We start from the raw sequence: 16640 nt of genomic DNA on the forward strand, positions 1-16640 counted from the left end.
TGAAGCTCCTTGCGTCTGCTGTCTAGAAACCGAGGTACGAGCGGCGGATCTGCGCGTCGTCGCGCATCGCCTGCGCGGTGCCGCCCATCACCGTGCTGCCGGTTTCCAGCAGGTAGGCGTGGTCGGCGAGTTCGAGTGCGCGCGCCACGTTCTGCTCGACCAGCAGGATGCTCACGCGCTCCTCGCGGTTGATGCGCCGCATGATCTCGAAGATCTCGCGGATGATCAGCGGCGCCAGCCCGAACGAGGGCTCGTCCAGCAGCAGCAGCCTGGGCGCGAGCATCAGTGCGCGGCTGATCGCGAGCATCTGCTGCTCGCCGCCCGACAGCGTGCCGGCCTGCTGCAGGCGCCGCTCGCGCAGCCGCGGGAAGTAGCCGAACATGCGCTCGATGTCGGCCTCGGCCTTGGCCCGGTCGCGCCGCAGGTACATGCCCACGCGCAGGTTCTCTTCGACCGTGAGGTTGACCAGCGTGCCGCGCCCGTCGGGCACGTGGGCCACGCCGAGCGCGGCGATCTTCTCGGTCGACAGGCCGTCGATGCGCGCGCCGCGGAACCAGATCTCGCCACGCGTGCGCACCAGCGCGCTGATGGCACGCAGCGTGGTCGTCTTGCCCGCGCCATTGGCACCGAGGATCGTGGTGATGCCGCCTTCGGCCACCTCGAAATCGATGCCTTGCAGCACGCGGGTCGGGCCGTAGAAGCCCTCCAGCTTCTTCACCTGCAGGATAGCGCTCATACCAATACCTCCGTGCTCCGCACTGCGGTGCGAGCGCCTTCGGGCGGCCGGGCGGCGCTCATAAGGAAACCTCCGCCCTGCGGGCTGCGGTGCGAGCGCCTTCGGGCGGCCGGGCGGCGCTCATACCGTCTCCTCCGTGCCCAGATAGGCACGCACCACTTCCGGATCGTTCTGTACCACGGCCGGCGGTCCGTCGGCGATCTTGCGGCCGAAGTTCATGGCCACCACCTGGTCGGACACGCGCATCACCAGGTTCAGGTGATGCTCCACCAGCAGCACCGTGACGTTGAAGCGGTCGCGCACGTCCTGGATCAGCAGCCGCAGCGCATCGACCTCCTCGTGGTTCAGGCCGGCGGCGGGTTCGTCGAGCAGCAACAGTTGCGGTTCGGCGATCAGCGCGCGCGCCATCTCGACCCGCTTGCGCGTGCCGAAGGACAGCTCGCGCACCGGCGTGTCGGCCACCTCGGCCAGCTGCAGCAGCGTGAGCAGGTCGCGCGTGCGGCGCTGCACGTCGGCCTCCTCGCTGCGCACCGACTTCAGCCGGAACGCGTTGGCGAAATAGCCGGTGTGCGTGCGGCAGTGCCGGCCGACCATCACGTTCTCGGCCACCGTCATCGCGGGGAACAGCGCCACGTTCTGGAAGGTCCGGCCGATGCCCGCGGAGGCGATCGCATGCTGCGGCAGCGCCAGCAGGTCCTGCCCGTCGAAGCGGATCGTGCCGCCATGCGGCGTGTAGAGCCGGCTCAGGCAATTGAAGAGCGTCGTCTTGCCGGCGCCGTTGGGGCCGATCACGCCGCAGATCTGGCCGCGCTGCACGTCGAACGAGATGCCGTCGAGCGCCACGATGCCGCCGAATCGCACGGACACGTCGCGCACGCGCAGCAGCGGTTCGGTGGAGGGAGGGAAGGCTGTCATGTGCTGGCGCCTCGTTGATTCGGTTGAAGGAAGGGACACCCCGGCCGGTCCGGCAGCGGTGCGGTCGGCGCGAGTATTCGTGCATCGCCGCGGCGCGTCTGTCCCCTGCCGGTGGTACGGCGCAGCCCTGTCTGCGCACCGCACCACGCATCGGCCCGCGGCGCCGGGTGAAAACCCTTGTCCCGCCGCGCGGGGACTGACGCCACAGGGGCCGCTGCCTACGCTCCCCCGAATCCCAGCAACCACGGAACCGCCACCATGGCCGACGCCATTGCGCCGCCGTCGCTCGACATCGATCCGTATTCGACGGACGTCCTGCTCGACCCCTATCCCTTTCACGAAACGCTGCGCGACGCCGGCCCGGTCGCGCATGTGGCGGCCCACGACGTGTATGCGGTCGGCCGCTACGACGAGGCCGTGACCGTCTTCACCGACTACCGCCGCTTCTCGACCACCGGCGGCATCGGCCTGGCCGATGCGCGCAAGCCGGGCGCGTCGTTTCGCCCGCTCAACGCGCTGCTCGAAGTCGACCCGCCCGACCACACCGCGCTGCGCAGCGTGGTCAACAAGGTGCTCTCGCCGGCGGCCGTGCGGCAATGGCGCATCGACATGCAGCGCGATGCCGAGGCACTGGTCGACGAACTGCTCGACCGCCGCGAGGTCGATGCGGTGACCGACATGGCCGAGGCCTATGTCTTCAAGGTCTTCGTCGATGCGGTCGGCGTGCGCTTCGACCGCGACGCGATCCTCGCGATCGGCGACATGAGCTTCAACCAGAGCGGCCCGCAGAACGCGCTCTACCACCGCGCGATGGCCCGCGCCCAGCCCTACCTCGCCTGGTTCGAGGAGAGCCAGCAGCGCCACAACGTCGCGCCGGGCGGCATCGCCGAGAAGTTCTTCATCGCCGAGGACGCCGGCGAAGTGCAGCCCGGCATCGCGTCGAACCTGGTGCGCACCTTCGTGCGCGGCGGCATGGACTCGACCATCGCCGGGCTCGGCTCGACGCTGCTGCACCTGGCCAGCGCGCACGGCCAGTGGGACTGGCTGCGCGCCAACCCGCAGAAGGTGCGCGCAGCCTTCGAGGAAGGCACGCGCATGGAGACGCCCTTCCAGACCACCTACCGCGTGACGCTGTGCGACACCGAACTCGGCGGCGTCGCGCTCGAGGCCGACCGGAAGATCGCGATCTTCATCGGCGCGGCCAACCGCGACCCGCGGCGCTGGCCCGACCCGGACCGCTTCGACCTGCGGCGCCAGACCGTCGGCCACCTCGCCTTCGGCACCGGCGACCACAACTGCATCGGCCAGATGATCGCCCGGCTCGAAGCCGAGTGCCTGCTGACCGCCCTGCTCGCGCGCGTCCGTGCGATCGAGCCTGCCGGTGCGCCGGTGTGGCGCCCGGTCAACCAGATGCGCACCCTCGACCGGCTGCCGCTGCGGCTGGTCCCTCTTTGAAGGCTCTGAAGGAATCCACATGATCGAAACCGACGTCATCGTCATCGGTGCCGGCGCCGCCGGGCTCACGGCCGCCATCACCGCGCGCAAGCTCGGGCTGGAAGTGCTGGTGGTCGAGAAGACCGCGTACTTCGGCGGCACCACCGCCTATTCGGGCGGCGCACCGTGGATTCCGTGCAACCACGTGATGAAGCAGGCCGGCCTGTCGGACACGCGCAAGGCCGCAGAGACCTACCTGCACGCAGTGCTCGGCGACTGGTACGACGAGGACCGCATCAAGGCCTTTCTCGACAACGGGCCGGAGATGCTGGAGTTCCTCGAGCGCCAGTCCGAAGTGAAGTTCAAGCCCTTCCTTGCGCCCGACTACGAAGTGCAGCCCGGCGCCGCGCGCAGCCGCTCGCTGCTCACGCAGGAGTACGACGGCAAGCTGCTCGGCGAACACCTGAAGCTGCTGCGCCTGCCGCTGCCGCAGCTCATGCTGTTCGGCACCATGCAGATCGAGGGCGCCGACATCCATCCGATGCGCAAGGTGTTCAAGACCTGGCAGGGCTTCAAACACACGACCAGGCTGATGGCGCGCTTCGTCACCGAGCGCCTGCAGCACGGCCGCGGCGTGCGCCTGGCCAACGGCAACGCCCTGGCCGGGCGCCTGCTGCGCTCGGCCATCGATGCCGGCGTGACGCTGTGGAACCACACGCCCGCACTCGAGCTCGTGACCGAAGGCGGCGCGGTGCGCGGCCTGATCGCGCAGAAGGACGGCCAGAAGATCCGCGTGATGGCACGCCGCGGCGTGCTGCTGGCCAGCGGCGGCTTCGGCGCCAACGCCGAGATGCGCGCCAGGTACATCCCGATGGCCGAGCACCACTGGTCGCTGCAGCCCGAGGACAACGTCGGCGACGGCATCGAACTCGGCGTGTCGGCCGGCGGCGTACTCAACGACCGCAACGCCGGCCAGTGCATCTGGACGCCGGTGTCGGTGCTGCGAAAGCCCGACGGCAGCGTGCTGAAGTACCCGCACATCTTCATCGACCGCGCGATGCCCGGCAGCCTGGTGGTCGACCCGGCGGGGCGGCGCTTCGTCAACGAAGGCAGCTCGTACCAGAACTTCGTGAAGACGATGCATGCGCGGAAACTCGACACCGTGTACCTGGTCGCCGGCCGCGCCTTCCTGCGCAGCTACGGCATCGGCCTGGCGCGGCCCGCGCCCTTCAGCGAGCGGCCGTACGTCGACGCCGGCTACCTGATCGAGGCGCCCACGCTGGCGGCACTGGCCACGAAGATCGGTGCCGATCCGTCGGTGCTGGCGCAGACCGTTCAGCGCTTCAACACACACGCGTCCCAAGGCACCGACCCCGACTTCGGCCGTGGCGCCGACCCGCACACCCAGTTCCGCGGCGACGCCACGCACAAGCCCAACCCGAGTCTCGGCCCGGTCGGCGACGGCCCCTACTACGCGCTGGCGCTGCACCCCGGCGACCTCAGCACGGTGATGGGCCTGGACACCAACGCGAACGCGCAGGTGCTCGACCGCGACGGCCGCGTGATCCCCGGGCTCTACGCGGCGGGTCTCGACATGAACTCGGTGATGCGCGGCCTGTATCCGGGCGGCGGATCGAGCATCGGCCCGGCCATGACCTTCGGCTATGTCGCGGCGCGCCACATGCAGCAGGCCACACCATCGGCGACGTACACGGTGCCATCGCCTGCGCTGGAGGCCGTGCTGTGACGGCGCGCCTGCCGATGCACGACCGCGTCGTGCTCGTCACCGGCGGCGGGTCTGGCATCGGCCGCGCCATCGCCACGCTGGCGGTGCAGCAAGGCGCACGCGTCGCGATCGCCGATGCGCTGGCCGACCGCGCCGACGCGACCGCCGCCGCGCTGTGCCGCGAAGGCGGCCAGGCGATCGCGGTGACGCTCGACGTGCGCGACAGCGCGGCCTGCGACGCGGCGGTGGCGCGCGTCGAGGCCGAGCTCGGCCCGATCGACGGCATGGTCGCGTCGGCCGGCGTGTCGCCGCCCTCGCCCGCGGCCAGCATGAGCGACGAGATCTGGTCGCGCTGCATCGACATCAACCTCACCGGCCTGTTCCGTTCGGTGCGGCCGGTCGGCCAGCGGATGCTCGCGCGCGGCCGCGGTGCGATCGTCACCATCGCCTCGGTCGACGGCCTCGGCGGCCACGCGGCACGCGCGCACTACACGGCGTCGAAGCACGGCGTGATCGGGCTCACGCGCTCGCTGGCGATCGAGTGGGGCCGCCATGGCGTGCGCGTCAACGCGATCGCGCCGGGCGTGGTCGACACGCCGCTGCTCAAGGCCAACATCCCGGCCGACCACCTGCGCCACGCGATGGTCGACCGCGTGCCGATGGGCCGCCTGTCGCGCGCCGACGAACAGGCCGGCCCCGCGCTGTTCCTGCTGTCGGATGCGGCGTCGTACGTCAACGGCAGCGTGCTGACGGTCGATGGCGGCACCTCGGCCGGCTACTTCACGCGCTGGAACGGCGCCGACCTCGGCTCGCAGGCGCTGTTCGACAGCGGCGTCTACGGCGAACCCGACTGACCCGATGCAACCCAAGAAAGACACCCGATGAAGAACCTGTTCGACCTGCGCGGCGAGCGCATCCTGATCACCGGCGCGGGCGGCGCCATCGGCGGCGCGACCGCACGCGTGTGCGCCTCGCTCGGCGCCGAACTCATCGTCACCGACCTGAAGGCACCCGAGGCGCTGGCGGAAGAACTCGGCAACGGCACGCGCGCCGCCGGCCTCGACAACGCATCGCGCCGCGACGTCGACGCGCTGTTCGCCGATGTCGGCCCGCTCGATGCGCTGGTCGACTGCAGCGGCTACTACGTCAAGGGCGACTGGGTCGACGGCGGCGACGAGTGGGACGCGCTGCTCGCGCGCACGCTCGACATCAACATCAAGGGCCCGACCAACCTGGTGCGCGCCTGCCTGCCCGGCATGATCGCGCGCGGCTCGGGCCGCATCGTGCTGACCGGCTCGATGTCGGCGCGCAACGCGGGCTCGACGCTGGCGGTGGAGCCGGCCTACGTCGCGTCGAAGGGCGGGCTGCATGCGCTGGTGCGCTACTTCGCGCGGCAGGTGGCGGACAAGGGCATCGTGGTGAACGGCGTGTCGCCGGGGCCGATCCTCACGCCGCTGCTGGTGTCGGCCAACCAGCCCTTCGCGACCGACAGCTACCCGATGAAGCGGCTGGGCGAGCCCGCCGAGATCGGCTGGCCGATCGCCTTCCTGTGCTCGCGCGGCACCAGCTTCATGACCGGTGCGGTGGTCGACGTGAACGGCGGCATGGCGTTCTCATGAGGCGCGCCACCATGAGCAGCGAACTCGACCTTCTCTGGCAGCCGGTGCGCATCGGCGCCGCCACCACGCGCAACCGCATCTACCTGCCCGCACACCAGGTGTCGCTGCCGCCGAAGGAATACGGCGCCTACCTGCGCGAACGCGCGCGCGGCGGCGTCGGGCTGATCGTGACGCACGGCTTTCATGTGGTCGCCAACAGCGCCAAGGCCGGCGTGTCGCCCTGGCTGCCCGAATGGATTCCGGCGGTGGAGCAGATGGTGAAGCCGGTGCATGCCGAAGGCGTGCCGGTGTTCGTGCAGATCACCCACATGGGCGCGAGCGGCGTGCGCCGCACCGACGACATCGACCTGTGGGGCCCGCTGCTGGGGCCGTCGGCCATCCCGTCGTCCGTGCACAGGATGGTGCCGAAGCCGATGGAGGCCGAGGACATCGAGGCGCTGATCGAAGGCTTTGCCACGACCGCCGCGCACGTGCAGGCCGGCGGCGCCGACGGCGTGGAGATCCACGGCTCGCACGGCTATCTGGTCAGCAACTTCCTGTCGCCCTACTGGAACCGCCGCGACGACGCATGGGGCGGCGACACCGAGCGCCGCACCAGGCTCGCCGTCGACATCGGCCGTGCCGTGCGGCAGCGCTGCGGCCCCGGCTTCGTGATCGGCATGAAGCTGAGCCTGGACGAATACCTCGGCAGCGCCGGCACCACGCCCGACGAGGCGCTGCGCGTGCTGGCCCTGCTGCAGCGCACCGGCCTGTTCGACTACTTCTGCTTTTCGCACACCGACTACCACCACAACCACCGGCTGGTGCCGCCCGCATCCAGCGGCGAGACCGCGCCGCTGGCCGAAGGCGCGGGCCGCGGCCGCCAGGCGATCGATGCGGCCACGCCGATCCTGGTGCAGGGCGCGGTGCGCGACATCGCGACCGCCGCGCGCATCGTGCAGCAGGGCAACGCCGACCTGGTCGGCCTGGTGCGTGCGCACATCGCCGACCCGGACATCGTGCGCAAGGCACGCGAAGGCCGTGCGCATGAAACGCGCCGCTGCGTCGGCGCGAACCAGGGCTGCTGGCGCCGGCTGGGGCAGCCGGTGAGCTGCACCGTCAACCCGGTCGCGGGGCGCGAACTGGCCTTCGCCGACACCGTCGCACTGCCGGTGCCCAGGCCGACGCCGCGCAAGCTGCTGGTGATCGGCGGCGGGCCTGCGGGCATGAAGTTCGCTGAGACCGCTGCGGCGCGCGGCCACCAGGTCACGCTGTGGGAGCGCGGGGATCGGCTCGGTGGGCAACTGCGCCAGGCCGGCAAGCTGCCGGACCACGCGTCATGGAACTTCCTGGCGGACGACCTGGGTGCATCGCTCGAGCGGCTGGGCGTTGCGGTGCGCTTGGGCATCGAGGCGACCGCCGATTCGATCGCGGCCTTCGGCGCCGACGAGGTCGTGCTGGCGACGGGCGCGCAATGGGACACCAGCGGCTTCTCGACCTACCGCACCGACCGCGACGGGATACCGCGCGATGCCGCCGCACAGGTGCTGGACCCGTCCACCGCGCTCGACCATCCGGCACGCTGCGGTGCCAGGGTCGTGATCGTGGACGACAACGGCGACTACACGGCGCTCGGGCTGGCCCGACTGCTCGCCGGAATGGGGCGCGAGGTCACGGTGCTGACCTGCGACGACATGGTCGGCCGGAAGATGGAACCGACCGTGGAACTGCAATGGATGATGCCGCGCGTCGCCGCGGCGGGCGTGCAGTGGCGAACCTCGGTGTTCGTCGAGCGGATCGACGTCGGGGCCGTGCAGTTGCGCGACGCCTACGGGCGGCCGGGCGCGCGGCTGGATGCGGACACGGTCGTGCTTTGCATGGGGCGGCGCAGCGAGGACGGGTTGTACGCGGCGCTGCACGGGCGCGGGCTGCGGGTGCGGCGTGTCGGGGATTGCGTGGCGCCGCGGGAGGTGGACGACGCTGTGGTCGAGGGGTTCCGGGAGGGGTGGGCAGCCACCTGATCGGGAGGCGGTCAAAGCGCCTGGCGAAAGGAAGACTAAACCTTCGTCCAACTCTCATTGCACGCCCCGATTCGCACCCTGACGCGCTCGGATGGCCGCTAAACTTCACGATCCGTAACAATTGAACACACTGGGGTCGAGGAGATGATTCGTTTGCAATGGAGGCGCTGGGCGCTGTGGGGGGCGCTCGGGGTGCTGAGCGCGCTGACCGGTTGTGCGTCGGTGACGCAGGGAACCACGCAATCGGTCAAGGTCGAGACACTGACGGCCGCCGGTCAATCCGTCGAAGGCGCCGAATGCAAGGTCTCCAATGACAAAGCAGACATCATCGTGCTGTCTGGGCAAAGCGCATCCGTGCGGCGCTCGGGCGCGACCTTGAACATCGAGTGCACGCAACCGGGCCAGGCACCGGCGAACGGCCAGGCAACGTCCCGCGTCAATACGGGCATGGTGGGCAACATCCTCGTCGGCGGCCTGATCGGCGCAGCCATCGACTCCAGCACGGGTGCCGGCTTCAACTACCCGAGCTGGGTGCAGCTGGTCTTCGGCGAGGTCCGGACCTTCGATCGAAGCAGCCAGTCCGGCGAACAGGCGCTGGCGGGCATCAAGGTCGGAGAGACGCGGCTGGCGGCGACATCGCCGACGTCGACGCCTGTGCAGGCGCAGACCCAGACCCCAGCGCCCGTGGCATCCGCTGCCGCACCGGAGCCCGTGCCGTCGCCACCCGTCGCTGCCGCCGTCCTGCCCGCCACGATGCCGCCACCGCCACCCATGCCTGCGCAATTGCCTGCGGTCGCGTCCGCGCCACAGGCGCCGGCAGCGGGCGCGGCGACGCGTGTGTCGATGGAGGATCTCAAGGCATTGCTGCCGGCCAAGCCATGAGCGCCCGCTGGCTGCATCGCGGGCTCCTGCCGGGCCTGGTCTTCTTCGTCTTCGCGTCCGGCGCACAGGCACTCGAGCCCGATGTGTTGTTCGGCAAGGTCTCGCCCAGCGTGTGGTCCGTGCGGACCTTCGATGCCCAGGAGCGTCCGTTGCGCACCGGCAGTGCGGTGGTCGTTGCGCCGGGCCGGTTGGTCACCACATGCCAGGTGCTCGCCAAGGCCAGCTCCTTCGTGATCCGGCAGGACAACATCAGCTATGGCGCGACGCTCGAGCATCCCGACCCGAGACGGGACCTGTGCCAGATCAGGGTGGCCAACTTCAGCGCGCCGCCCGCACCGATCGCACCCGTCGGTACGGCCAGGGTCGGGCAACGCGTCTATGCCGTCGGCAATGCGCGCGGGCTCGAGAACACGCTGGCCGAAGGCATCCTGACGGGCCTGCGCGGCGGCGACGATGCGCAAGCCCCCCTGCTGCAGATCACCGTGGCGGTGTCTCAGGGCAGCAATGGCGGCGGCCTGTTCGACCAGGAGGGCCGGTTGATCGGCATCACGACCACCACCGCGCCGGATGAAGGCAACGCAGGCGTTGCGATCCCGGCGACCTTCATCGCGGAGCTTCCTGCCCGGGCGCAGGCCGCACTGGCGGCGCGCGACGCCGCTCCGCCGCCAGCGCCCGCCGCCGCGACCGCCGGGGTTGCCGCTGCCGGCCCTGCGGTCCTCACGCTCGCATCCCCCTTGCGCGCCGGCGACGCACTCGAATACGTTCGAACGGACAAGCTGACCGGCAATCGGGCGCCAGTGATCTACCGGGTCGACCGTGTCAGCGGCGACGAGCTCTCCTTCAACGGCGGCGGACGGATCGAGAAAACGGACGGCCGCGTGGTGTCCGTCACGACGCCGATCGGCGGCATGTTCGACGCGGCCTCGCCGCCCGACGGCTGGGTTCGCCAGGGTGCACGACCCGGTATGCGCTGGAACCTGAATTACGTCTCCACGACGGGCGACAAGCTGCGTTACGAGCTGGAAGCCACTGTGCTCGGCGAACGTCCGGCGCGCGTGGACGGCACGGAGCTGAGGGTCGTCGAGATCGGCTATGAAGGCTGGCTCTACACCGGCTACGCGTTGGGAGCGCCATTGGCGCCATCGGCCAGTCGGATGGCAGCGAAGCTCTGGTACGCCCCCAGCCTGGGCCGCGTCGTGCGCTTCGAGGCCCGCAATACGCGGCCACCGTTCAGCGTGACCGACGAGACGCTGGAACTGGTGCGGGTGCTTCGGTAGGCGTGGGCCTGCGCGAGGCCGGCGGACTCACGCCACGTCACGCGAAGCCGGAACAGAGGCCAGGAACGCCCGGCACGCCTCTGCCCACAATGCGGCCAGGCCCACGGTCCCGTGGCCGCGCGTCTCGTCGCTGCCGGGGATGAGCAGGAACCGGGCATTCTCGAGCCGGTCGATCGCCCGTTGGGCGATGCCCGTCTCAGGGGGATTGCGCTCGTCGTCGGCCGAATTGATGGCCAGCACATGCGCACGAATCCGGCCCAGCTCGGGCGAGGGATCGTAGTCGCGCGAGGCCTCCCATTGATACAGCAGGTCGTTGGCATCGGTGGTGAACGGCTGCGCGCGCCGTGCTTCGAGCCACTTGTCGGCGAGCACCCGGCTCGGGGCCGCCTTCTGCAAGGCAAGCACGCCTCCATGGGTCGCGATGTTGAAGAACTCCCAAGCGGCACGCGCACCGGCCGGCTGCGCCGCGTAATTGCCCTGCGCCCATTGCGGGTCGTTGCGGATCGCATCGATGAGCAGCCGACGCATCAGCCAGTTGCGCCCCGACATGGGCGCCGGCAGCGATGACAACGGCATCAGCGCGTCCATGAACGACGGATGTCGAACACCCCAAAGCCATGTGTGCATACCGCCCATCGAGACGCCGAGGACCATGCGCAGGTGGTGAAGGCGCAGCGCTTCGGTGACGATGCGGTACTGCGCTTCGACCATGTCCTCGTAGCCGTAGGAAGGGAACGCGGCGCGCATGCCGTCCGATGGCTTTGCGCTGCCGCCATGGCCGATGGCGTCGGGCAGCACGATGAAGTGCAGCGCCGCATCCAGCGGCTGGCCCGGCCCGAACAGCTGTCCGCCGAAATCCGGCGACAGAAGTCCTTTGCCCGTGCCGCCGGTCCCGTGCAGGACGAGGACCGGCTCCCCGTCCGGATTGCCCAGCACGGTGTAGCGCAGCTTGAGCGCAGGCATGACCTCGCCGCTGCGAAACCGGAAGTCGCGCGCAATGAAGTCATGCGCGACGGGCGCGCGCCACGCGCTGCTCATGGGCTCGATGGGGTTGCTTGCGCTTCGGCGTCGAGATCGAAATTCAATTCGACCTTGAGGCCCAACGGGTCGTTCAGGAAGACCTGGTGCAAGGAGGTTCCTGTCAGCGGCGTCTCGCTGAACGGGACATTGGCTGCCTGCAGGAACTCCCGCGTCGAAGCCAGGCCATGTGCTTTCAGCGCAATGTGGTCGACCGAGCCGACGGCCGATGGCGGCGTGTCTTGCCGCAGCGCGTTCAGATGGACGATCGCCTGCCCGCCCGCGTAGAGCCAGTGACCGGGATGGCGCAGCGCGGGGCGATAGCCTTCCTGCAAGCCCAGCGTGCCCGTATAGAAGTCGCGCAGCACGGGAAGGTCTTCGGGCGCGCAACCGATGGTGAAGTGATGGATCGCGGAAACGCCGGCCATCATGATCCGCTCCCGTTCGCACGCGACGCACGGCACAGGATCGCATCGACTGCCGCGTGCAACGCGGCCGACGGATCGGCCGCGCCACCGCGCGAACGCCATGCGACATGCCCGTCGGGCCTGACGAGGACAGCGCCGTCTTCGTCCAGTCCATAGATATCCAGCCAGTCGACATCGTCGCTCCGGATGTCGTCCCCGATGACCGCGTTGGCAATGCGCGGGGAGGCCACGCGTGTTGCCGCATCCCGCCACGCCTTGCCCCGCGGCGCGGAGAGCAGGACGAAGTCGCGGCCCAGCAGATCCAGCGTCGACATCCGCTGCCCCGCCTTGCTCAGCCAGACATGCGGCGCTCGGCGTCCCGGCGCGGCGCTGGGGACATAAGCCTGCACTTCATCGTCGGCCTCCTCCGAGGGCCCATCGGAAACGACCGCCGCCGACGTGTACCGCGCGCCGAACACCAACCCGATCTCGTTGAGAAACTCCTTGCGAGGCAACACGGCCTGGTCCTGCTTCGCAGTGCGCCCCATCGACAAGGCATTCAGGAGGCTCGAACGGGTGACGGCTTCGCCGACGGGTCGCCGCTCCGCATCGTAGGTGTCGAGCAGCGCGTCGCCGGCCTCGCCGCGCAGCACCGCGGCCAGCTTCCAGGCCAGGTTCTGGGCATCCTGGACACCCGTGTTCATGCCGAAGCCGCCCGTCGGAGGCATCTCGTGCGCCGCATCACCGGCCAGAAGGATCGGGCCCGAGCGATATCGCTCCGCAACCAGGGCGGAGGCCTTCCACGGGCCCACGCCCAGCACCTCGACATCGAGATCGCTGAAGCCGACGGCGCGACGGATGATCTCGGCGCTGAACTCGGGGGTGAACTGCTCGGGCGTGAAGCCGTAGTGGGACAGCGAGGTGACCAGGAATCCCCATCGGTCGGTGCCGTTGATGGTCATGAAGGTGCCGCGCAACGCCGGCTGCTCGATCAGGTAGAGCGCTGCCGGCCGGTCGGCTGTCCAGGGCGTGAGATCTGCCCGGAAGTGGATGTTGACGCTGTCGTACACATCGCGCTCGCCCTGCCGGGAGATTCCCAACTGGCTACGGATCTTGCTGTGCGCGCCGTCGCAGGCGACCAGGTACCGCGCGTGGACCTCCTGGCTGGCGCCGGACGAATCCTTGATCGTGGCGCGCACCCCGTCGGCGGTGCAATCCATCTCGGTCATGTCCGTGTCGAAGCGGAGCTGGCCCACGCCTGCCGCCTCGGCGCGGGACCGCAACACCGGCTCGAGGATGTCCTGCGAGCAACCGCAGTTCCTGGACACCGACAGCGCCGGCTTGTCGGCGACGCCGCGCCCGGGTTGCAGGCGCTTGATCTCCGCGCCGGCCAGGCTTTCGGCCCAGAGCACCATCTCGCTGAACCTTGCGGGCATGCCGACGGCGCGGATCTCGTCTTCCAGGCCGATCTGGCGATACATCTCCATCGTGCGGGCGTTCAGCGCCCGGGCCTTGGGGAGGATGGCCGTCCCTGGATGGCGTTCGACCAGCAGCGACTCCACGCCGAAGAGAGACAGATAGATGGACGTGGTCAGGCCGACCGGACCGCCACCAACGATGAGCACGGGAACATCAATCATCAAGAGACTCCAGGCGCCTCATGGCGCAATCATGAAAAAGGCTTGTCAACGGTCCGATGGGCTCAGACGAAGAACTCGCGCAGATGCCGGGCCAGCGTCCCAGGCGCCTGTGCGGAACTCAGATGACCCACGCCGGGAAGCACGATCAGCCGGGTGCCGCCGATGAATGCGGCGAGCGACTGCGTGAGTGCCAGCGGAACCACGCGGTCGACGGCACCTGCGATGAGAAGGGTCGGCCGGTCGATCCGCGACAGGTCCAGATCCGGGATGTCATTGACGGCAGCGGCTCTGCGGTCCGACCTGGGCGATCGTGCCGGGGCGGACTTGAAATGCGCCCGGAACGCGGGCTGCTCCGCCAGAAAGGACGCGGGGAAAAATATCTCCGCGAGTTGCTCGCCGCTGTCTGGCAGGGTCGACCGCAGCCGGCCGATTTCCTGCGCGACCTCGGCATTGGCCGAAGCGATCGAGACCGGCAAAGGCCATGTGCTGGCCAGCACGAGGCGCCGGATGGCATCGGCATGACGCACCGCGAGCGCCTGTGCCACGCGCCCGCCGAACGAGGTGCCGAACACGAACGCCGACGAATGTCCCAGCGCCTCCAGCAGAGCCTGTGCATCGTCGGCCAGGTCGATGAGGGTGGTCGCCGTGTCGGGATTGACTGTCTCGCCGCAATCGCGCTGGTCGTAGGTGATGACGGTGTAGCGATCCGCCAGCGCCGGCAGGATCGCGGCAAACTGCCTGCGGCTGCCCTCGGCGCCGTGCAGCATCAGCAACGGCGGCCCGTTGCCTGCGACTTCAACGGCGGTCCTGGTTCCACGCAGTTCGATGAACTCTGGCATGTCGGTTCTCCTGTCAGCTCATCTGGATGCCCAGCGGGGGCAGCAGTGTCCGGTAGCGTTCGATCTCGCTCGCCACGTAGGTCTTGAACGGGTCGGGTGGCATGGCCACGGGCTCCCCGCCGCTCTCCTGGACGAAGGTCTTCAACGCAGGCGCCTGCGCGGCCTTCGCCATGGTCTGGTAGAGCAGGCGAACGACATCCGCCGGCATCCTGGGAGGCGCGAAGATGCCTGTCCATGCCGGAATGTCCTGCACCTTGAGGCCCAGCTCGGCAAATGTCGGGACGTCCGGCAGCAGCGGCGAGCGCGTGTCCCCGGAGATTCCCAATGCGCGCAACTGGCCGGCGCGAATCTGTTGCGCAACCACCGTGGGAGACAGAAACGCCGAGTCGACCGTCCCCGCGATCAACTCGCCGCCGGGCGTTCCCTTGAAAGGCACATGCAGCAGGTCGGTGCCCACTCCTTTGCAGAACAGGACGCCCATGACGTGCGTGGTGTTGCCGACCCCGGACGATCCGAACGACAGCCGACCCGGCTGGGCCTTGGCGGCGGCCACGAACTGGTCAGCCGTCTTGAACGGCGACTTGGCGCTGACCAGAAGCGCGAAGCCCGAGGACTTCGTGAACAGAGTGATGGGCGTGAAGTCCGAGAGCGAATCGAAGGGCAGGTTCTTGATCAGGATGGCGTTGGTCGTGTGCGCCCCTGTCGTGTAGAGAACGGTGTTGCCGTCGGGGCGCGCACGTGCCACCTCCAGCGACCCGATCACGCTGCCGGCACCCGGCTTGTTGTCCACGATGACCGGGCGTCCATTGCTGCCACTGATGGCCTGGCCCAGCACGCGGGCGCCCACATCGGTGCCGCTGCCGGCCGAAAAGGGAACGACGATGCGAAGGGGTTGGTCCTGCGCATGGGCCAGATAGGGTGTCAGCGTCGCGCCCGCGACGGCGCCCAGAAATGCTCTTCTGTTGTGCAACATGGCTTGTCTCCGTCTCGTCCGGCCCACAAGCGCGCAGCACTTTGCGGAACAGGCGATCTCTTGTGAAGTTCAATGAAACGGCCCCGAGAGATCGAGGCCACGAACGACACAAGGTTAAGTTTCAGCTTCCGCCGCGTCCAAGTGAATTTTCTGACCGGATCCATAACCGGCCGGCATCGGACCGATCGCTACCCGCCATTCAGGAAAGCTCGGCGTTCGGCCATCTGCCTTCGCGGACATGCCGCTCGACCACCATGCGAAGCACGCCCATCACCCCGTCCGTTGCCCTGGACATGGGCCGATCGGCGGCGCGCGCGAGGACACGATGCAGGAAGAGCCCCTCGATGGGAACGGCCCGCAGCCTGTTCGCATCGACGTCCTCCTTGACCGCCGCGGCGAAATGCGCGGTGAGTCCGACGCCATCCAGCACGAGGCGCCGGGCCACTTCGACGGTCTCGACCTCCACGACATGGTTCAACTCGACCTTGGCATGCGCGGCGGCGACCTCCAGCTCGAGGCGCACGCCGGACTTGATCCGCCCGGTCATGACCAATGGCACGCCGGCCAGGTCGCGTATGCGTATCTGCGGCTTCTGGACGCGGTGGTCGTCCGGCATGCCGATCAGACAGATCTGCTCCTTCAACAGCGGCACGGTCGCCAGATTGGAGCGCTCGACCGGCTCGATCAACAGCGCGATGTCGACCTCGCCTTCCGTCAGCATCTCCTGCAGCGAAGGTGCGAATCCCTCGATGAAACGCAGCCGCACCTCAGGCAGGTATTGCAGCACCGCCTTGGTCAGCACCACCGTCAATTGCTGCGCGAGCCCTGGCGTCAGGCCGATCGCGACCGGCCCCCTCGGCTCTCTTTGGCGGGCCTGCAGATCGGACTTGATCTGCTCGACGTACCGCAGCAGGAATATCGCGCGCTCGAGCAGCAGGCGCGCCTCGTCGGTCGGCGCGGCGCCACGCGCATGGCGTTCGAAGAGCTGAACGCCCAGCTCTTCTTCAAGCAATCGGATCTGCCGGCTGAGCGCCGGCTGCGTGACGTGCAGCACGCCCGCGGCCTTGCCGTAGTGCTGCTGGGTTGCCAATGCGACGAAGTAGCGAAGTTGGCGGAGGTCCATCGGGGCATGTTAGCGAGACGCGCATGGCGGTCAGCCCCAATTGCACGGGAGC

15 protein-coding genes are annotated in these 16640 nt (G+C 69.1%); 7 read left to right on the forward strand and 8 right to left on the reverse strand.

All coding sequences use genetic code 11. The features are described from left to right. Window positions 1-22: 22 nt before the first annotated feature. Both AC07PZ_RS13455 and AC07PZ_RS13460 read right to left on the reverse strand, forming a co-directional pair. Window positions 23-736: an ABC transporter ATP-binding protein gene (locus AC07PZ_RS13455; protein WP_495295592.1), complete on the reverse strand. Its 714-nt coding sequence runs from the start codon at window positions 734-736 to the stop codon at window positions 23-25. Window positions 737-856: 120 nt separating this feature from the next. Further along, on the reverse strand, window positions 857-1651 hold the full coding sequence (locus AC07PZ_RS13460; RefSeq protein ID WP_495295593.1) for an ABC transporter ATP-binding protein: 795 nt from the start codon (window positions 1649-1651) through the stop codon (window positions 857-859). A gap of 258 nt (window positions 1652-1909) precedes the next feature. Here AC07PZ_RS13460 and AC07PZ_RS13465 point away from each other — a divergent pair, with 258 nt between their 5' ends. The 7 genes from AC07PZ_RS13465 to AC07PZ_RS13495 all read left to right on the forward strand — a co-directional run bounded on the left by AC07PZ_RS13465 (window position 1910) and on the right by AC07PZ_RS13495 (window position 10589). Beyond that, the gene (locus AC07PZ_RS13465; RefSeq protein ID WP_495295594.1) at window positions 1910-3106 is read left to right on the forward strand and encodes a cytochrome P450; all 1197 of its coding nucleotides are present in this window, start codon (window positions 1910-1912) and stop codon (window positions 3104-3106) included. 19 nt (window positions 3107-3125) lie between these two features. Continuing rightward, a complete protein-coding gene (locus AC07PZ_RS13470) occupies window positions 3126-4832 on the forward strand; it encodes an FAD-dependent oxidoreductase (RefSeq protein ID WP_495295595.1) in 1707 nt (568 codons plus the stop codon). Beyond that, a complete protein-coding gene (locus AC07PZ_RS13475; protein ID WP_495295596.1) occupies window positions 4829-5665 on the forward strand; it encodes an SDR family NAD(P)-dependent oxidoreductase in 837 nt (278 codons plus the stop codon). The genes AC07PZ_RS13470 and AC07PZ_RS13475 overlap by 4 nt, the downstream gene beginning before the upstream one ends. Before the next feature lie 27 nt (window positions 5666-5692). Then, on the forward strand, window positions 5693-6430 hold the full coding sequence (locus AC07PZ_RS13480; protein WP_495295597.1) for an SDR family NAD(P)-dependent oxidoreductase: 738 nt from the start codon (window positions 5693-5695) through the stop codon (window positions 6428-6430). A gap of 11 nt (window positions 6431-6441) precedes the next feature. Further along, entirely contained in the window at window positions 6442-8430 is a 1989-nt protein-coding gene (locus AC07PZ_RS13485) for an oxidoreductase (protein WP_495295598.1), read from the forward strand. A 144-nt stretch (window positions 8431-8574) separates the two neighbouring features. Beyond that, complete coding sequence (locus AC07PZ_RS13490; RefSeq protein WP_495295599.1) at window positions 8575-9312, forward strand: hypothetical protein; 738 nt, start codon at window positions 8575-8577, stop codon at window positions 9310-9312. After that, window positions 9309-10589, forward strand: a complete 1281-nt coding sequence (locus AC07PZ_RS13495; protein WP_495295600.1) for a S1C family serine protease — start codon at window positions 9309-9311, stop codon at window positions 10587-10589. The genes AC07PZ_RS13490 and AC07PZ_RS13495 overlap by 4 nt, the downstream gene beginning before the upstream one ends. A 27-nt stretch (window positions 10590-10616) precedes the next feature. Here the strand turns inward: AC07PZ_RS13495 and AC07PZ_RS13500 are convergent, their stop codons facing one another. The 6 genes from AC07PZ_RS13500 to AC07PZ_RS13525 all read right to left on the reverse strand — a co-directional run bounded on the left by AC07PZ_RS13500 (window position 10617) and on the right by AC07PZ_RS13525 (window position 16588). After that, window positions 10617-11627, reverse strand: a complete 1011-nt coding sequence (locus tag AC07PZ_RS13500) for an alpha/beta fold hydrolase (protein ID WP_495295601.1) — start codon at window positions 11625-11627, stop codon at window positions 10617-10619. Continuing rightward, on the reverse strand, window positions 11624-12136 hold the full coding sequence (locus AC07PZ_RS13505; RefSeq protein WP_495295602.1) for a VOC family protein: 513 nt from the start codon (window positions 12134-12136) through the stop codon (window positions 11624-11626). Before AC07PZ_RS13505 ends, AC07PZ_RS13500 begins: the two co-directional genes overlap by 4 nt. After that, window positions 12034-13653, reverse strand: a complete 1620-nt coding sequence (locus AC07PZ_RS13510) for an FAD-dependent monooxygenase (RefSeq protein WP_495295603.1) — start codon at window positions 13651-13653, stop codon at window positions 12034-12036. Before AC07PZ_RS13510 ends, AC07PZ_RS13505 begins: the two co-directional genes overlap by 103 nt. A 62-nt stretch (window positions 13654-13715) precedes the next feature. Then, window positions 13716-14420 (reverse strand): alpha/beta fold hydrolase, encoded by a 705-nt coding sequence (locus AC07PZ_RS13515; protein ID WP_495295700.1) that lies wholly within the window; start codon window positions 14418-14420, stop codon window positions 13716-13718. An 85-nt stretch (window positions 14421-14505) separates the two neighbouring features. Then, window positions 14506-15465, reverse strand: a complete 960-nt coding sequence (locus tag AC07PZ_RS13520; protein WP_495295604.1) for a Bug family tripartite tricarboxylate transporter substrate binding protein — start codon at window positions 15463-15465, stop codon at window positions 14506-14508. 199 nt (window positions 15466-15664) lie between these two features. Further along, window positions 15665-16588 carry a LysR family transcriptional regulator gene (locus AC07PZ_RS13525; protein WP_495295605.1) on the reverse strand — a complete coding sequence of 308 codons (924 nt, stop codon included), beginning with the start codon at window positions 16586-16588 and terminating at the stop codon, window positions 15665-15667. Between the last annotated feature and the right edge of the window lie 52 nt (window positions 16589-16640).

The sequence above is a fragment of the Variovorax sp. GW821-FHT10B04 genome, assembly GCF_059415645.1.